This window comes from Arthrobacter sp. CDRTa11 (assembly GCF_026427775.1).
Taxonomy (GTDB): Bacteria; Actinomycetota; Actinomycetes; order Actinomycetales; family Micrococcaceae; genus Arthrobacter.
The window spans coordinates 3,128,725-3,144,476 of record NZ_CP044532.1 but is presented as its reverse complement, the minus strand read 5'-3'; the positions used below and the strand labels follow the sequence as shown (position 1 = coordinate 3,144,476).

The window sequence follows — 15,752 nt, the reverse complement described above, 5'->3', positions numbered from 1 at the left end:
CCGGCGTGACAAGCCTCCTTCAGCGCGTGAAGGCGAAGATGGCCATCTTCGCCCACCGGAAAGCCCGCGGCATGCTCGACGGCGAGTACGGCTCGGTTTTCCGTGGACGCAGCCTCGACTTCGACGACCTCCGTGCCTACATCCCCGGGGACGAGGTACGGGACATCGACTGGAAGGCCTCCGCCCGCTACGGGTCCCCGCTGATCAAGCGGTATGTGGCCGTCCGGCGGCAGACCGTGCTGCTGATCACCGATACCGGGCGGAACATGGCCGCGGAGTCCTATGACGGTGAGCCGAAGAAGGACATTGCCGTGATGGCCCTGGGAGTCATTGGCTACCTGGCGCACCGGCACGGTGACGTGGTGGGTCTGGTGTGCGGCGACGCCAAAAGCACACGCTCCATCCCGGGCAAGGCAGGGGAGGCCCATCTGGAACGACTCCTGGGCATCGTCCATTCCGGCCCCGGCCTGGACTCCGGTGCCAGCCGGATCGAGGCGCAGCTGGAGTATGTTGCCCGGAGCGTCAAGGGCCGGTTCCTGCTGTTTGTGGTGGCCGATGAGATCGCCGCAGACCCTGCCACCGAGCAGCTGCTGCGCCGGCTCAGGGCACAACACGAAATCCTCTGGCTCACCATCCGCGACGCAGAACTCGCCGGGACGGACCAGGCACTGCTGGACTCCCTCAACGTGGCCGATTCATCGATGCTGGCAGGGCACCTGGCGGACTCTCCGTCGGTGGCTACGGCCTACGCCCGGGCCGCCGCGGAGCGGGACGCCGGCCGGCACGCCATGTTCCGCCGGACCGGGATTACCGAGGGCCATGTGGCCAGCAGCCACGGCGTTATGACGGAACTCTTCGCCCTCCTGGAGAGGCACCGGCGTGCAGGATGATTCCGGCTTCTATCCGCCCCTCCAGTACAGCCCGGTGTGGATGTGGCTTGGCGTCGCGCTGCTGGCACTCGTCTTGGGCTGGTACGCCTGGGTTTTCCTCAGCACCCGGCAACCCCGCCGGCAGCCCGAAGCGCCGCGGTTCACGCCGCCGTCGGATGTTGCCGTACTCAAGGAGGCATACCTGCAGCGGATCGACGCCGTGGCAGCCGACGCTGAGGCCGGCCTGCTGACCGCCAGGGAATCGCACCAGGAGCTCAGCCTCCTCGTACGGAAATTCGTGCGGGACGTCACGGGCGTGGACGCCCCCAGGATGACCCTTGCAGAGCTGCAGCGGCACCCGCTGCCCGTGGCCGCCCACGCCGTCAGCCGGATCTATCCGGGGGAGTTCGGGCCCGGGCCGCTGCCGCCCGTTGCCCGCTCTGCTGAGTCTGCCCGCGAGGCGGTGCGGTTGTGGAACTGATGTTCTGGTGGATGGTCCCCGCAGCGGTGGCCGCTGCCGCCGTCGGAGGCTGGCTGGCTTTCCGGGCCGGTTCAGGGGACAACGCACGACGGCGGCCGGTCGCCAACGCTGACCGCCTCACGGCGCTGCCCGAGTACCAGGCAGCCCTCCGACGGCACCGACGCTGGCTAATTGTCGCCGCCGCCGCCGGCATCACCTTGCTGGTGTCGGCCGTAACCGCAGCGGCCAGGCCTGTTGAACTGACCACCATCCGCCCGGAGCAGCGCAACCGCGACATCATGCTGTGCCTGGACGCCTCTGGCTCCATGAGCAGCGCCGACGCGGCCGTGGTGGACGTCTTCGGGGAACTGGCGCGGGAATTCGACGGCGAACGGATCGGGCTCACCATCTTTGACAGCAGCGCCATACAGGTGTTTCCACTGACGGACGACTACACATACGTCCAGGAACAGCTGAAACTGGCCCGCGACGCCTTTGACGGGACAGCCGGCAGCTCAACCTTCCTGGAGGGCACCTGGAACGGACGCGGCTCGTCGCTGATCGGCGATGGGCTGGCCTCCTGCGTCGAAGGCTTTCCCGGCGCGGGCAAAGCCCAGAATGCCACCGCTGCCCAGGACCCGGACCAGAGGGCCTCACAGCGCTCGCGGTCGGTGGTGCTGGCCACGGACAACTTCCTGTCCGGCGAGCCCATCTTCACCCTGGAGCAGGCCGGTGCGCTGGCGCGGGAGAAGGGCGTCCGCGTCTATGCACTGAACCCCGGTGACTTCGATTACGGCACCGACCCCGAACAGCCCGGTGCCCAACTCAGGGTTGCCGCGGAGGCCACCGGGGGCTCCTATCACGCGCTGGACAGCCCCGAGGCCGTGGCGGACATCGTCCGGACAGTCCAGCAAACGGAAGCCGCAGCGATGCAGGGTGCGCCCCGTGCTGTGGTGACGGACCTTCCGGACGTTCCCCTGGCGCTGGCCCTGCTGTCCGGCCTGGTGCTGGCCGGGGCATCCTGGAGGCTGAGGCCATGACCCTGCAACCGATTTTGCCATGGTGGATCCTGGGGCCAGTTATCGCCGTGGCGTTGCTCTTCCTGGGCTGGAGGCTGGTCCGTGCCGGCAGGCAGCAGCCCCGTGCTGTCCGGGAGAAACTGGCGGGCGTCCAGCTGCGGGACTGGCTGTTCAGGAGCGCATTGGTGCTGTTGCTGCTGGCAGCTGCCCTGCGTCCCGGTGTCCCCGGCGGATCGGCAGGGGCGGCAACAACGGACGTTAACGTCTTCTTTGTTGTGGACACCACCAGCAGCATCGTGGCAGAGGACTACGGGGATTCAGCCCCGCGGCTGGACGGGGTGCGCCGGGACATCCTGGCCATCGCGGAGGAACTGGCCGGAGCGCGTTTCGCCCTGATCACCTTTGACAACAACGCCACAGTCCGGATGCCGCTGACTACCGACACCACCGCCCTGGACACCCTGGTGACTGTCCTGGAGCCGCAAGTGACTGACTATGCCAAGGGCAGCAGCGTCACGGTGGCCGGTACCCTGCTCACCGAACGGCTCCAGGCCGCCCGCGACAGCCATCCGCACCGACCACGGATCGTCTTCTACCTGGGAGACGGTGAGCAGACAAGCGCCAAGGCCCCCGCGCCCATCAGGGTGGAAGACGGGCTGATAGACGGGGGAGCGGTGCTGGGTTACGGCACACGGGAAGGAGGCCGGATGAAGGAGAACACCGGACGCGGCATGGGGCAGGACTCCGACGGCGGATCAGCCTACATCCAGGACCGCAGCGGGGACACCAGGAAGGATGCGGTCTCCGTCATCGATGAGGACCGGCTGCGGGACATTGCGGGCCAGCTGGGTGTGCCGTACGTCCACCGTTCGGCAGGCGATCCTTCCGGTCCCATGATGACGGGGGCCGAACCCGGAACGCTGCAGCGGGCGCCGGAGGACGGCAGCCTGGAGGGGCGGACCGAACTCTATTGGGGCCTTGCCGCGCTCGCTGCGCTGCTGGCGATCAGGGAGTCGGCGCTGGTGCTGCGGCAGTGGAGGCAGCTGCGGCCGGCACAGGGGGGCCTGAAATGATCCATCGAACTGGCGGCCCCGTCGGCGGCCCCGTCGGCGGGCTGCGGCGGCGCAGGCGGCGGCTCCTGGTCTGGTCCGGGTTGCCCGTTCTGTTGGGGCTGTGCCTCGCGGCCAAGCTCATCACTGCCGGGTACCTGGCCGGTGCTGCTGCCCATGCTTTTGACGCCCGTGACAGTGAGGCAGTGGCGGCAGCGGCGGCGGGACTGCGGACCGCCAACTTTTTTGAAACCCACAAGGCGCCCTTCGCCGAGGGTGACGCGCTTGTCCTGGCAGGGGATTTCACCGGTGCACGCCAACGCTTCGAAGAGGCCCTCGCCCAGGCCGCACCCGACGACGAATGCGTGATCCGGGTCAACCTGGTGCTGAGCATTGAACGGCTGGGTGATGCCCGGCTCGCGGCAGAGGACACCGGCGCGGCCGGAAAGCTGTTCGACGATGGACTCGCCGTGGTGGATGGCGCTCCCGAGGGCTGCTTCCCGCCCGCAGCAGGGGCCGGAGAAGCCGGGGGAGAAGCCGGTGGGGACGCCGCTGGAGACGCCGCCGCCGACGCCGGGCAGAAGCTGGAACAGGCAGAACAGCGGCTCAAGCAGAAATCAGAGGAGGCAAAAGACGGGAACAGCCAGCCGCAACAGCCCGGGACTGACGCCGGCCAGCCGCCGTCGGAGCCTGATGCGGGAAGCGAAACCCAACTCGAACAGCTCAAGGACAGCACCCGGGAATCCCAGCGCCAGCGCAGTGACGGCAAGGAACGGGACGAATATCTCCGCGACGATGACTACGGACCGGGACCGGACCGGCCATGGTAGCTGGACCTCCCGCCGTCGTCGGCGAACAATATTCTGTCCTTCTCCGAAATAGAGCGTAAAACTGCGTCTTAATTCGGTGGCCAACTTGAACGCTCTTCCCGCGGCTCATAGAGTTCTAAGCAAGTTACCGAGGTAACGTGTCAGCGATCCTCCGCTCTGGAGGGTGTGGGTGCCCCCATGTGGGCCTGACATTTGCTCACGGAAACACTTCATGACAGGCGTAACAGTCGCGGCTGCGTCCCTGTGGAGTTTTTCCGTGTTCCCCAAACTCAATTCATTGCCGGCCTACCGTCACATCTGCTGACCGGTGGCTAACAACGATCCAAAGCCAAGGACGCAAATGTCACCCCCAAGCCTTATTGAAGCGCACCCAAATCTATCGGACACCGCCACTCCTGTGGCGCTCTCCTACGAACTCTTTCCGCCACGCTCTCCGGCCTCGGCAGAGTCCCTCTGGAACACCATTCGGGAACTGGAGACTACGGACCCGGACTACGTCTCCGTTACATATGGTGCCGGTGGCTCAAACCGGGACACCGCCGTCCAGCTCATTCACCGGCTCCTGCTGGAAACCACGCTCCGGCCGGTGGCCCACCTGACCTGTGTGGGCAACACGCCCGAGGAACTGGCGGAGATCATCGGTGACCTGCTGGACACCGGTGTGCGCGGCATCCTGGCGCTGCGCGGTGACCGTCCGCAGGATGGCTCACCGCCGGTTGTCGGCTCACTTCGCTACGCCCAGGACCTGATCGAGCTCATCCGCCGCGTGGAGCAGCGCCGTTCAGCATTGCTGTGCGCCGGCAAAATCGCCGTTGGCGTGGCTGCCTACCCCACCCGTCACCCGGAATCGCCCACCGAGGACCACGACGTGGAGGTGTTGCTTGCCAAGCAGCGCTCCGGCGCCGACTTCGCCATCACCCAGGTCTTCTTCCGCGCTGAGCAGTACGCGGACCTCCTTCGCCGGGCCCGCCGTGCCGGGGTCACCATCCCGATTATCCCGGGCGTGATGCCATTCACCAGCCTGCGCAGGGTCAACCGGCTGGGTGAACTCAGCGGCGTAGAGCCGGCACCGGAACTCCTTGCCCGCCTCGCTTCTGCGGACACCGACGCCGAGAGGCTCAAAGTGGGCGTCCGGGCCACGGTGGATCTGGCCAAAGCCGCCCTCGACGCCGGTGCGCAGGGAATCCACCTCTACACGTTCAACGAACACCAAAGCGCGTTGGAGGTGCTGGACAAGCTGGATCTTCCACGCCATTCCCGCTCAGCCAGCCGCCGAAGCGCCATCGCCCGGCGCCAGCTCGCCAGCTAGCCCCCGAGTCGCCAGCTGGCCAGCGCACCAGCTTGCCAACGCGCCTGCTGATCAGCGCGCCTGCTGATCAGCTGCAGCTGACATTCGATCATTCGCCAGAACATTCAAGCTTCCACAAACACTTGAAGGAATCACCCATGCCTGAAAAGACCATTTCCGCCACCGCATTTCCCGCCGCATCGATCCTCGGCTACCCGCGCATCGGACGCCGCCGTGAACTGAAGAAGGCCATCGAAGCCTACTGGGCGGGCAAGATCGACGCCGCATCACTGGACGCGGCTGCCAAGGAAATCCAGCTGGGCACGGCCAAGCGCCTGCAGAGCCTGGGCCTGACTGAGGCTGCCGCCGTTCCGGGCACCTTCTCCTACTACGACCAGGTGCTCGACGCAGTTGCCCACCTGGGAGCGGTGCCGGCGCGCTTCGGTAACCTGCTCAACGCAGAGGGCCAGCTGGACATTGACGGGTACTTCACCCTGGCCCGCGGCACCAAGGACGAGCAGCCGCTGGAAATGACCAAGTGGTTCGACACCAACTACCACTACCTGGTACCGGAGATCGGCCCGGAAACCAACTTCGCGCTGACCTCCAACCGGATCGTTGAAGAGTTCGAGTTCGCGCTGGCCAATGGCGTAGAGACCCGCCCATACATCGTGGGCCCGGTCACCTTCCTGCTGCTGAGCAAGGCTTCCGACGACGCCCCGGCCGGCTTCAGCCCGCTGTCCCGCCTTGAGGATGTCCTGCCGGTCTACACCGCGCTGCTGGAGAAGCTGGCTGCCGCCGGTGCAAGCTGGCTCCAGCTGGACGAGCCCGCCCTGGTTGTCGACCAGGACACCTCCGCCGGGGAGATCCAGGCCGCTGTTGCCCGCTCATACGAGGTCCTTTCAGCTGTGGCCAGCCGCCCGCAGCTGTTCGTTTCCACCCCGTACGGTGCGCTGAACGAGCAGTTCGGCACCCTGGCCGCTACCGGCATTGACGCCCTCCACATCGACGTCTTCAAGGGCGCCGTTCCCGCTGCCGCCGAGCTGTCGGCCTTGGGCAGCAAGACCCTGGTGGCGGGTGTGGTGGATGGCCACAACATCTGGCGCAACGACCTGCAGGCCTCGGCGGACAAGGTCGCCGAGCTGCAGAAGTCGGTGGCTACCCTGGCCATCAGCACCTCCACCTCCACCCAGCATGTCCCGCACGACGTCGACGAAGAGGTCCAGCTGTCCGAGCAGCTCCGCAGCTGGCTGGCGTTCGCTGACCAGAAGGCTGTGGAAGTTGCCACCCTGGCAGGACTGCTGACCGACGCGGCTGCTGTCCAGCCGGCCATCGACGAGGCCACCCGCATCATTGCCTCCCGCGCCACCGCCGAAGGCGTCCAGCGCGCCGACGTTCGGGCCCGCACCGCGGCCCTGACCCCGGCCGACTTCAGCCGCTCCGAGTACTCGGTCCGCGAAGCTGCGCAGGAAGAAGCGCTGCACCTGCCGCCGCTGCCCACCACCACCATCGGCTCGTTCCCGCAGACGTCCGAAATCCGTTCCGCCCGTGCCCGCAACAACAAGGGCGATCTCACCAACGAGCAGTACGAGCAGCTCATGAAGGACGAGATCAAGCGCGTTGTGGAGCTGCAGGAAGAACTGGGTTACGACGTCCTGGTGCACGGCGAGCCCGAGCGCAACGACATGGTCCAGTACTTCGCCGAGAACCTCGAAGGCTTCGACGTCACGGTGCATGGCTGGGTCCAGTCCTACGGCTCACGCTGCACCCGCCCGTCCATCCTCTGGGGCGACGTCACCCGCAGTGCCCCCATCACGGTGGAGTGGGCCAAGTACGCTCAGTCCCTGACAAGCAAGCCCATGAAGGGCATGCTCACCGGTCCGGTCACCATCCTGGCCTGGTCCTTCGTCCGCGATGACCAGCCGCTGGGCGAGACCGCAAACCAGGTTGGCCTGGCCCTGCGCGACGAGATCTCAGACCTCGAAGCTGCCGGCATCAAGGTCATCCAGGTGGACGAGCCCGCCCTGCGCGAGCTGCTGCCGCTGCGCAAGGCCGATCAGGCCGCCTACCTGGACTGGTCCGTGAACTCGTTCCGCCTGTCCACCGCAGGTGCCGCAGATGCCACCCAGATCCACACCCACCTTTGCTACTCCGAATTCGGCGCCATCATCGACGCCATCGATGGGCTGGACGCTGACGTGACCTCCATCGAGGCCGCACGCTCACGCATGGAGGTTGTCCACGACCTTGAGTCCCACGGCTTCGGCCGCGGCGTTGGTCCGGGCGTCTACGACATCCACTCGCCCCGCGTTCCGGGCGAGCAGGAAGTCACGGAGCTGCTCAGCACCGCAGTCAAGCACGTCCCGTCCCGCCAGCTCTGGGTCAACCCGGACTGCGGCCTGAAGACCCGCGGCTACGCCGAGACCGAAGAGTCCCTGCGCAACCTCGTTGAGGCCACCAAGGCGGTCCGCGCCGGCCTGCTGCAGGCAGCGAAGCAGTAGCAGCCAAGTAGTGCAATAACTGAACAAAGCAATAACTGAACAAAGTACGACGCCGGCTGTTCACCTGAAGTGACCAGCCGGCGTCGTGCTTTTTAAGCTGTTGTTTCTAGGACTCCCAGAGAATTTCGTCGTCCACCACACCGTCTTCATCCGCGGACGCCACCAAGACTTCGTCGGTGAAATGCGCGCCAAGGGTGAAGTCCAGGACGAAATACCGTTCGGGCTGGCCGGGGAAGATGCCCACGTGCCCAAGCTTGAGCGCTTTGAGGAACACGGCATTGGTGAGCTGGCTGCGGTCCTCAACGCCGAAGACTTTCTTCAGGTGTTCATCCTTGAGGGCGTTGCAGTGGAAACGAAGGTACTCCTGCGGGCTGGTGCCTTCCTGCTCCAGCTCCTCCGCGATCATTTCCCGGACCTCGTCCACGAGCTCGGGAAGATAGCGGAGACGGTAGTCCACCTTGTGCATGGCCGCTTCGTCGAAGTGGTCGTGCGCGTTGATGTTCAGGTCGAGCTCCAGCTCATGGCCGCGCAGTTCATGTTTGGCGGCGATGTTGTGATCCCGGCCGTGATTGAGCTCGATTTCGCCGAAGTGCTGGCTCGCTACCCTGTTCATACCTTCAACATAGACCCCAACAGCAGCGCATTTCCAGCATTCGGGATTATTTCCCTGCAGTTCCCAAACCAGCCAGAGTTTCAGCCAACAGGTCAACAAAAAGCTGGACCCGGGCCGTTTTCGTTTCGTTGATGAGGAGCGCGAAAACGTTGCGGGCGAGGCGGATTTCGGGGACGTCCAGCACCACCACGCCGGCCGGGCGGTGAAGCAGGGCGAGTTCCGGGACCAGCGCGGCGCCGAGTCCGGCGGCTGCCATTTCCAGGCTGGCGTGGAAGTCGTCACTGTAGGCCACCACACGGGGATGCAGGTTGCAGCTGGCGAACAGCCGCTCGATGACAACGGCATCGCTGGTCCCGGGATGATGCATGATCCAGGGCATCTCGGACAGATGGTCTGCCGCGACCTTGGCGTCCGTGCGGAAGCCCCAGCCCTTGGGAAGAACCACCCGGAAATTGTCGTCGCCGATCCACTGCCGGTTGATGGTGTGCGGCCAGGCCAGGCCGGACTGGCCCACCTGGAAGACCAGCGCCACGTCCAGCTCTCCGCCGGTCCGGAGGCCCTGGATGGTCTGGGCGGGTTCCGCCACGGAGACCCTGAGATCGATGCCGAGTTCCTTCCAGGCGGGGTTCTTCAGGATCCGGGGGAGTACGTATGTGGCCAGGCTGGGAAAGATGCCCAGCCTGAGTTCCTGGCGGCTGGCGTCCTGGGCTTTGGACGCCGCAGCCATCAGGGCCTCGATGTCTGTCAGTACCTTGGCTGCATGCCGGCTCATCACCACGGCCGCCTCCGTGGGCACCACGCTGCGGGCGGAGCGCTGGAAGAGGACCACCCCCGTATCCCTTTCCAGGGCGGTCATCTGCTGGGAAACGGCGGACGCGGTGTAGCCCAGCCTGGCAGCGGCGGCCGCGAAGGAGCCCAGCCGGGTGACCTCGAGGAGGGTCTTCAGATGTACGGGATTGACCACTGCAGTCTTTCTGATCAGGCCGGAAGAGAGCCGGAAGTATGACGGGCCTGAAGGGCCGCTTCATTCTGGCACAGGAACGGGTGCTCTTGGTCACTCCCGCCAGTCCGGCGCGGGGGGTTTCGGCCCCATATGTAGTGTCCGGCACCGGGTGCGACACGCCGTCTGCGAGGCGACACGCTGGGCGTTAATTGTGGCTAAGTACTCCACAGGGTGTGGATTTCGTCCTCGGAATCCGCTGAATCCCGGACATTTTGAAGGACCTTGCCTGTGGATTAACGGTGCATTAAATGACATACTTGTAATACATCATCTTGGGGTTCCAAAGAGGCGCCTGCACTACATGTAGTATCTAGATACAGGTTGAGCGGAACATTAGCGCAGACATCAAACTGAAGACCGGCCGCGCAGGCGGCATGCAGGCAAGGGCAGTATCGGACACGGAAATCGTTCGGAACGGCCCGCCTACGAAGAGCGAAGATTCGACAAAGGGGACAGGGACCATGACCGTAACGGTTTACACAAAGCCGGCTTGTGTTCAGTGCAACGCAACCTACCGTGCGCTGGATAAAAAGGGCATCACCTACCAGAGCGTAGACATCTCACAGGACGCCGATGCCTTGGAGCGCCTGAAGGCTTTGGGCTACATGCAGGCCCCTGTTGTCGTCACCGACCAGGACCACTGGTCAGGCTTCCGCCCGGACAAGATCGAGGAACTGGCACTGTCTGCTGTTCCCTCCGTAGCCTAGGACGCATTCTATTTCCTGCCGTCCGGCAACTTTCCTGCAGCTGAGGTGACTCCCATGGCAGCATTGGCAACGGCCGGAGCCTCCGTCAAGGAGAGGCGCGCCGGCCAGGCCAACCGTTCAGGCTCTGCACAGCACATTGACCCGGCGCAGCGCGAGGGTCACGTACAGGGCGGTTCACACCAGCCCGTCACTACGCAGAGCCAGCTCATCTATTTTTCCTCTACTTCCGAGAACACCAGCCGTTTTGTCGCAAAGCTTGGCCGCGACTCGGCCCGGATCCCGCTCCACGCCAAGGACGCGCCCCTCCTCGCCACCAGGCCATTTGTACTGGTGGTGCCCACCTACGGCGGTACAGGGGGAGAAGGGTCGGTGCCCAAACAGGTCATCCGCTTCCTGAACAACCCGCAGAACAGGGAACTGATCCGCGGCGTCATCGGTGCCGGCAATACAAATTTCGGGGACAACTACTGCATGGCTGCGGACATCATTTCCGCCAAATGCCAGGTCCCGCCCCTCTATCGATTTGAACTTATGGGAACGCCGGAAGACGTTACCCGGGTCAACCAAGGATTGGATAAGTTTTGGACACGACTGTCTCAGACACAGAAGTAACCAGGGCCGAAGGCCAGGGCACCCGCGCCGGGGCCGAAAAGCTGGGCGCCGCCGTCGAGAAGCCCGAGATGCCTGCCGCCTACAAGGGCCTGGGTTATCACGAGCTGAACGCGATGCTCAACCTGTATGGCCCCAACGGTGAGATCCAGTTTGAGGCTGACCGCGAAGCCGCGCACCAGTACTTCCTGCAGCACGTGAACAACAACACCGTGTTCTTCCATGACCTGGAGGAGAAGCTCGACTACCTGGTGAAGAACCAGTACTACGAGCGCGAGACCCTCGACCAGTACACGATGAACTTCATCCGTGAGCTCTACAACCGTGCCTACAAGAAGAAGTTCCGTTTCGAGACCTTCCTGGGCGCGTTCAAGTTCTACACGTCCTACACCCTCAAGACTTTCGACGGCAAGCGTTTCCTGGAGCGCTACGAGGACCGCGTCTGCATGGTGGCCCTGCACCTGGCCCGTGGTGACGAGCAGCTTGCCCTGCAGATGGTGGACGAGATCATCGAAGGCCGCTTCCAGCCGGCCACCCCCACCTTCCTGAACGCCGGAAAGAAGCAGCGCGGCGAGCTGGTCTCCTGCTTCCTGCTCCGCATCGAAGACAACATGGAGTCGATCGGCCGCTCCATCAACTCCGCCCTGCAGCTGTCCAAGCGCGGCGGCGGTGTGGCGTTCGCCTTGACCAACATCCGTGAAGTGGGCGCTCCGATCAAGCAGATCGAGAACCAGTCCTCCGGCGTTATCCCCGTGATGAAGCTCCTCGAGGACAGCTTCTCCTACGCCAACCAGCTCGGTGCCCGCCAGGGTGCCGGTGCCGTGTACCTGCACGCGCACCACCCGGACATCTACCGCTTCCTGGACACCAAGCGGGAGAACGCCGACGAGAAGATCCGCATCAAGACCCTCTCACTGGGCGTCGTGATCCCGGACATCACCTTTGAGCTGGCCAAGAAGGACGAGGACATGTACCTGTTCTCGCCGTACGACGTCGAGCGCGTCTACGGGATGCCGTTCTCCGACGTTTCGGTCACCGAGAAGTACTACGAGATGGTGGACGATTCCCGGATCAAGAAGACCAAGATCAAGGCGCGTGAGTTCTTCCAGACCCTCGCCGAGATCCAGTTCGAATCCGGCTACCCGTACATCATGTTCGAGGACACCGTAAACCGGGCCAACCCGATCGACGGCAAGATCATCATGTCCAACCTGTGCTCGGAGATCCTCCAGGTTTCCCAGCCCACCACGTACAACGATGACCTGTCCTACGCGGACACCGGCAAGGACATCTCCTGCAACCTGGGCTCGCTGAACATCGCCAAGACGATGGACTCGCCGGACTTTGGCCTGACCATCGAGACGGCCATCCGGTCCCTCTCTGCGGTCTCGGACATGTCCAACATCACCTCGGTGCCGTCCATCGCCAAGGGCAACGACCAGAGCCGCGCCATCGGCCTGGGCCAGATGAACCTGCACGGCTACCTGGCCCGCGAGCGGGTCCACTATGGCTCCGAAGAGGGCCTGGACTTCACCAACATCTACTTCTACTCGGTGGTGTTCCACGCCATCCGCGCCTCCAACAAGCTGGCCATCCAGACCGGCCAGACCTTCGGCGGCTTTGAGAAGTCCAATTACGCGTCGGGCGAGTTCTTCGACAAGTACACGGAGCAGGAGTGGGTGCCGCAGACCGAGAAGGTCGCGGAACTGTTCAAGAACATCCACATCCCCACCCAGGATGACTGGCGCGAGCTGAAGGCTTCCGTCATGGAGCACGGCATCTACAACCAGAACCTGCAGGCAGTCCCGCCGACGGGCTCGATCTCCTACATCAACAACTCCACCTCCTCGATCCACCCGGTGGCGTCCAAGATTGAGATCCGCAAGGAAGGCAAGCTGGGCCGCGTGTACTACCCGGCGCCGTACCTCACCAACGACAACCTGGAGTACTACCAGGACGCGTACGAGATCGGCTACGAGAAGGTCATCGACACCTACGCCGCTGCCACGCAGCACGTGGACCAGGGCCTGTCCCTGACGCTGTTCTTCAAGGACACCGCCACCACGCGCGACATCAACCGGGCCCAGATTTACGCCTGGAAGAAGGGCATCAAGACCATTTACTACATCCGTCTCCGCCAGCTCGCGCTGGAGGGAACTGAGGTTGAGGGCTGCGTTTCCTGCATGCTTTAATCTTCAACTAAATCGTGCCAGTACGACGGCGGGTGCCCGCCCGCCGTCGTACGCTTAACTTCAAAGAACAACCCAACATTTAGGGGATGACATGACCGAGAAGGTCAAGCTGCTGACGCATGTCGAAGCAATCAACTGGAACCGCATCCAGGACGACAAAGACGTGGATGTCTGGAACCGCCTGGTCAACAACTTCTGGCTGCCGGAGAAGGTGCCGCTGTCCAACGACGTCCAGTCGTGGAACACGCTGACGCCCGCTGAGCAGCAGCTCACCATGCGCGTGTTCACTGGCCTGACGCTGCTGGACACCATCCAGGGCACCGTCGGCGCTGTCTCTTTGATCCCGGATGCGCTCACCCCGCACGAGGAAGCCGTCTACACGAACATCGCTTTCATGGAGTCCGTGCACGCCAAGAGCTACTCCTCCATCTTCTCCACGCTGGCTTCCACCAAGGAGATCGACGAGGCGTTCCGCTGGTCCACCGAGAACGAGAACCTTCAGAAGAAGGCCCAGATCGTCATGGACTACTACCAGGGCGATGACCCCCTGAAGCGCAAGGTGGCCTCCACCCTGCTGGAGTCCTTCCTGTTCTACTCGGGCTTCTACCTGCCCATGTACTGGTCCTCACGGGCCAAGCTGACGAACACGGCCGACCTGATCCGCCTGATCATTCGCGACGAGGCCGTGCACGGCTACTACATTGGCTACAAGTTCCAGAAGGGCCTGGAAGGCCTGTCCGAGGAGCGCAAGCAGGAGATCAAGGACTACACGTTCGAGCTGCTCTTCGAGCTGTACGAGAACGAAGTCCAGTACACGCACGATCTCTACGACTCCGTTGGCCTGGCCGAGGACGTCAAGAAGTTCCTGCATTACAACGCCAACAAGGCGCTGATGAACCTGGGCTATGAGGCCATGTTCCCGGCGTCAGTCACCGACGTGAACCCGGCCATCCTTTCCGCCCTGTCGCCTAACGCTGACGAGAACCATGACTTCTTCTCCGGGTCCGGTTCTTCGTACGTGATCGGCAAGGCCGTCAACACTGAAGACGAGGACTGGGACTTCTAGCCTTTTTCCTCCTGCTTTTGGCTCAGCCCTTCCGCGCATGAACGTGGAGGGGCTGAGCTGTTAAAGTCCTCGTTCCGCGGTCCGTTTTACTCACGAGGACTGGCTGCAGTACAGCGACCACATGCCCCTGATTTTGGACATCGAACAGCCCCCGCGAGTCATACAGACTAAAACGTTTGCCTTCAACGTAAGTCGGCTGGCAAAGCCTTGCCGTAACTCCTCCAGAAAAGCGGCCAGGGCACCGCAGCCATCTCACCGCTCGGGGCCGGGAACCGACCCGCCAAACGCAACCGGGCGCAGCGTGTGGCGACCGACGCAATTTCTTCGGCGGTGAGCAGGTCCGCCAGGTTTCGGCCCAGCTCACCCTCCAGTCCTTCGCTCACACGGTCGATGCCCTCAAGTTCCTCGACGGTCAGAGCGTCTCCCAGCCACCCCCACAGCACCGTGCGCAGCTTGTGGTCGCGGTGAAAGGTAAGCCCGTGGTCCACGCCGTGCCGGTGTCCATCCGTCATGGCAAGGATGTGGTCGCCTTTGCGGTCGGCGTTGTTCACGACGACGTCGAACACCGCCATGCGTCTGAGCGCCGGAGAGTCCTCGTGTATGAGGGCGATCATACGTCCGTTCTCATCCTGACCTTCGAGGACGTGTTTCCAACCGATCTCCGGTACGTCGTCCGACGCAATGAGGTCCACCGCGTTCTGGTCGGGGTCTGACTCCTGCCACAGCTGCACCATCCCTTCGCCCAAAGGACCATCGCGCAGCCAGGTGCGTGGCACTACATTCCAGCCGAGGACCTCCGAGACCAGGTAGGCGGCAACCTCTCGGTGGGCAAGGAAGCCGTCGGGAAAATCCCACAGCGGTTTTTCCCCGGCTATGGGCTTATAGACGACCGTCGTATCGCCGATGCTGCCCAGGAAGGTGGCGTTCGACGCCGTCGTGATGCGTCCGGTGAGCGTCAGCTCGGCAGTCAGCAGGTCGGGCGCGGGCATCAGACCTCGGGAAGAGTGCAGACGTGTCCGTCTGGGTCCACCGGGTAACCGCACAGTGGGCATGCGGGACGCCCAGCGCCCACAACCTCACGGGTGCGCTTGGCGAAAGCACGGGCGGCACCAACCGGCATCCGCACCAGCAGCATTTCGGGCACTTCAGCGTCATCCTCTTCAGGCGATTCGTCGTCGTTATCAATGTCGACATCGGTGATCGGGTAGGCCTCTATGACGACCTGCGCCGTCGTCGGGTCCCAACCTAAACTCATGGCGCCGGTCCGAAACTGCTCCTGAACGGCCTCGAGCTGGTCATTGTCAACCAATTCAACGGGAGTACTCGTGGGAACGCTGTGAGGGTTTCCCTCTACGCTGAGAAGCTGGTCGAGAATTTCGTCGATTTTATCTGCGAGCAGAGCCGACTGCTGCTTCTCCATGCCGATACTTACGATCTGAGTCCCTGCCCGCACCTGCAGGTAGAACGTCCGTGCCCCCGGAAGGCCAATGGTGCCAACGACGACCCGATCAGGCCAGTCAAACTCATGAATACGTGTAGGCATAAG

At 63.7% G+C, this 15,752-nt stretch carries 15 protein-coding genes; 11 read left to right on the top strand and 4 right to left on the bottom strand.

Translation table 11 applies throughout. The features are described 5' to 3' along the window. The first annotated feature begins 5 nt into the window (after nucleotides 1–5). From F8G81_RS14130 to metE, 7 genes are all read left to right on the top strand, one after another. Nucleotides 6–890 carry a DUF58 domain-containing protein gene (locus F8G81_RS14130; RefSeq protein WP_267275352.1) on the top strand — a complete coding sequence of 295 codons (885 nt, stop codon included), beginning with the start codon at nucleotides 6–8 and terminating at the stop codon, nucleotides 888–890. Continuing rightward, on the top strand, nucleotides 880–1,350 hold the full coding sequence (locus F8G81_RS14125) for a hypothetical protein (protein ID WP_267275351.1): 471 nt from the start codon (nucleotides 880–882) through the stop codon (nucleotides 1,348–1,350). Before F8G81_RS14130 ends, F8G81_RS14125 begins: the two co-directional genes overlap by 11 nt. Continuing rightward, nucleotides 1,350–2,369, top strand: a complete 1,020-nt coding sequence (locus F8G81_RS14120) for a vWA domain-containing protein (protein WP_323809242.1) — start codon at nucleotides 1,350–1,352, stop codon at nucleotides 2,367–2,369. Before F8G81_RS14125 ends, F8G81_RS14120 begins: the two co-directional genes overlap by 1 nt. Then, a complete protein-coding gene (locus F8G81_RS14115; protein WP_267275349.1) occupies nucleotides 2,366–3,421 on the top strand; it encodes a VWA domain-containing protein in 1,056 nt (351 codons plus the stop codon). Before F8G81_RS14120 ends, F8G81_RS14115 begins: the two co-directional genes overlap by 4 nt. After that, nucleotides 3,418–4,227, top strand: coding sequence for a hypothetical protein (locus tag F8G81_RS14110; protein WP_267275348.1), 810 nt, complete (start codon nucleotides 3,418–3,420; stop codon nucleotides 4,225–4,227). The genes F8G81_RS14115 and F8G81_RS14110 overlap by 4 nt, the downstream gene beginning before the upstream one ends. Before the next feature lie 340 nt (nucleotides 4,228–4,567). Further along, nucleotides 4,568–5,536 (top strand): methylenetetrahydrofolate reductase, encoded by a 969-nt coding sequence (locus F8G81_RS14105; protein WP_267275347.1) that lies wholly within the window; start codon nucleotides 4,568–4,570, stop codon nucleotides 5,534–5,536. A 137-nt stretch (nucleotides 5,537–5,673) separates the two neighbouring features. Beyond that, nucleotides 5,674–8,016 (top strand): 5-methyltetrahydropteroyltriglutamate--homocysteine S-methyltransferase, encoded by a 2,343-nt coding sequence (gene metE / locus F8G81_RS14100; RefSeq protein ID WP_267275346.1) that lies wholly within the window; start codon nucleotides 5,674–5,676, stop codon nucleotides 8,014–8,016. Between the two features lie 106 nt (nucleotides 8,017–8,122). Here the strand turns inward: metE and F8G81_RS14095 are convergent, their stop codons facing one another. Together F8G81_RS14095 and F8G81_RS14090 are read right to left on the bottom strand one after the other, a co-directional pair. Beyond that, nucleotides 8,123–8,629 (bottom strand): DUF2004 domain-containing protein, encoded by a 507-nt coding sequence (locus F8G81_RS14095; RefSeq protein ID WP_267275345.1) that lies wholly within the window; start codon nucleotides 8,627–8,629, stop codon nucleotides 8,123–8,125. 46 nt (nucleotides 8,630–8,675) lie between these two features. Next, on the bottom strand, nucleotides 8,676–9,593 hold the full coding sequence (locus F8G81_RS14090) for a LysR family transcriptional regulator (RefSeq protein ID WP_267275344.1): 918 nt from the start codon (nucleotides 9,591–9,593) through the stop codon (nucleotides 8,676–8,678). A 500-nt stretch (nucleotides 9,594–10,093) separates the two neighbouring features. On the opposite strand from F8G81_RS14090, the gene nrdH reads away from it, so the two are divergent. From nrdH to nrdF, 4 genes are all read left to right on the top strand, one after another. Continuing rightward, complete coding sequence (gene nrdH / locus F8G81_RS14085; RefSeq protein ID WP_267275343.1) at nucleotides 10,094–10,339, top strand: glutaredoxin-like protein NrdH; 246 nt, start codon at nucleotides 10,094–10,096, stop codon at nucleotides 10,337–10,339. Nucleotides 10,340–10,393: 54 nt separating this feature from the next. Continuing rightward, nucleotides 10,394–10,951, top strand: coding sequence for a class Ib ribonucleoside-diphosphate reductase assembly flavoprotein NrdI (gene nrdI / locus F8G81_RS14080; RefSeq protein ID WP_267275342.1), 558 nt, complete (start codon nucleotides 10,394–10,396; stop codon nucleotides 10,949–10,951). Nucleotides 10,952–11,019: 68 nt separating this feature from the next. Next, a complete protein-coding gene (gene nrdE, locus F8G81_RS14075) occupies nucleotides 11,020–13,140 on the top strand; it encodes a class 1b ribonucleoside-diphosphate reductase subunit alpha (RefSeq protein ID WP_267279225.1) in 2,121 nt (706 codons plus the stop codon). Nucleotides 13,141–13,231: 91 nt separating this feature from the next. Next, nucleotides 13,232–14,206 carry a class 1b ribonucleoside-diphosphate reductase subunit beta gene (nrdF, locus tag F8G81_RS14070; protein ID WP_267275341.1) on the top strand — a complete coding sequence of 325 codons (975 nt, stop codon included), beginning with the start codon at nucleotides 13,232–13,234 and terminating at the stop codon, nucleotides 14,204–14,206. Between the two features lie 182 nt (nucleotides 14,207–14,388). Here the strand turns inward: nrdF and F8G81_RS14065 are convergent, their stop codons facing one another. Beyond that, nucleotides 14,389–15,195: an SCO1664 family protein gene (locus F8G81_RS14065; RefSeq protein ID WP_267275340.1), complete on the bottom strand. Its 807-nt coding sequence runs from the start codon at nucleotides 15,193–15,195 to the stop codon at nucleotides 14,389–14,391. After that, nucleotides 15,195–15,749: a DUF3090 domain-containing protein gene (locus F8G81_RS14060; RefSeq protein ID WP_267275339.1), complete on the bottom strand. Its 555-nt coding sequence runs from the start codon at nucleotides 15,747–15,749 to the stop codon at nucleotides 15,195–15,197. The genes F8G81_RS14065 and F8G81_RS14060 overlap by 1 nt, the downstream gene beginning before the upstream one ends. Nucleotides 15,750–15,752 lie beyond the last annotated feature (3 nt).

Excerpts from the sequence above, each read along its gene's own strand:
- F8G81_RS14120 (WP_323809242.1), top strand. The coding sequence starts at position 1,350 with ATGTTCTGGTGGATGGTCCCCGCAGCGGTGGCCGCTGCCGCCGTCGGA.
- F8G81_RS14105 (WP_267275347.1), top strand. The coding sequence starts at position 4,568 with ATGTCACCCCCAAGCCTTATTGAAGCGCACCCAAATCTATCGGACACC.
- F8G81_RS14065 (WP_267275340.1), bottom strand. The coding sequence starts at position 15,195 with ATGCCCGCGCCCGACCTGCTGACTGCCGAGCTGACGCTCACCGGACGC.
- nrdF (WP_267275341.1), top strand. The coding sequence starts at position 13,232 with ATGACCGAGAAGGTCAAGCTGCTGACGCATGTCGAAGCAATCAACTGG.
- F8G81_RS14110 (WP_267275348.1), top strand. The coding sequence starts at position 3,418 with ATGATCCATCGAACTGGCGGCCCCGTCGGCGGCCCCGTCGGCGGGCTG.
- F8G81_RS14095 (WP_267275345.1), bottom strand. The coding sequence starts at position 8,629 with ATGAACAGGGTAGCGAGCCAGCACTTCGGCGAAATCGAGCTCAATCAC.
- metE (WP_267275346.1), top strand. The coding sequence starts at position 5,674 with ATGCCTGAAAAGACCATTTCCGCCACCGCATTTCCCGCCGCATCGATC.
- F8G81_RS14115 (WP_267275349.1), top strand. The coding sequence starts at position 2,366 with ATGACCCTGCAACCGATTTTGCCATGGTGGATCCTGGGGCCAGTTATC.
- nrdH (WP_267275343.1), top strand. The coding sequence starts at position 10,094 with ATGACCGTAACGGTTTACACAAAGCCGGCTTGTGTTCAGTGCAACGCA.
- nrdI (WP_267275342.1), top strand. The coding sequence starts at position 10,394 with ATGGCAGCATTGGCAACGGCCGGAGCCTCCGTCAAGGAGAGGCGCGCC.
- nrdE (WP_267279225.1), top strand. The coding sequence starts at position 11,020 with ATGCCTGCCGCCTACAAGGGCCTGGGTTATCACGAGCTGAACGCGATG.
- F8G81_RS14060 (WP_267275339.1), bottom strand. The coding sequence starts at position 15,749 with ATGCCTACACGTATTCATGAGTTTGACTGGCCTGATCGGGTCGTCGTT.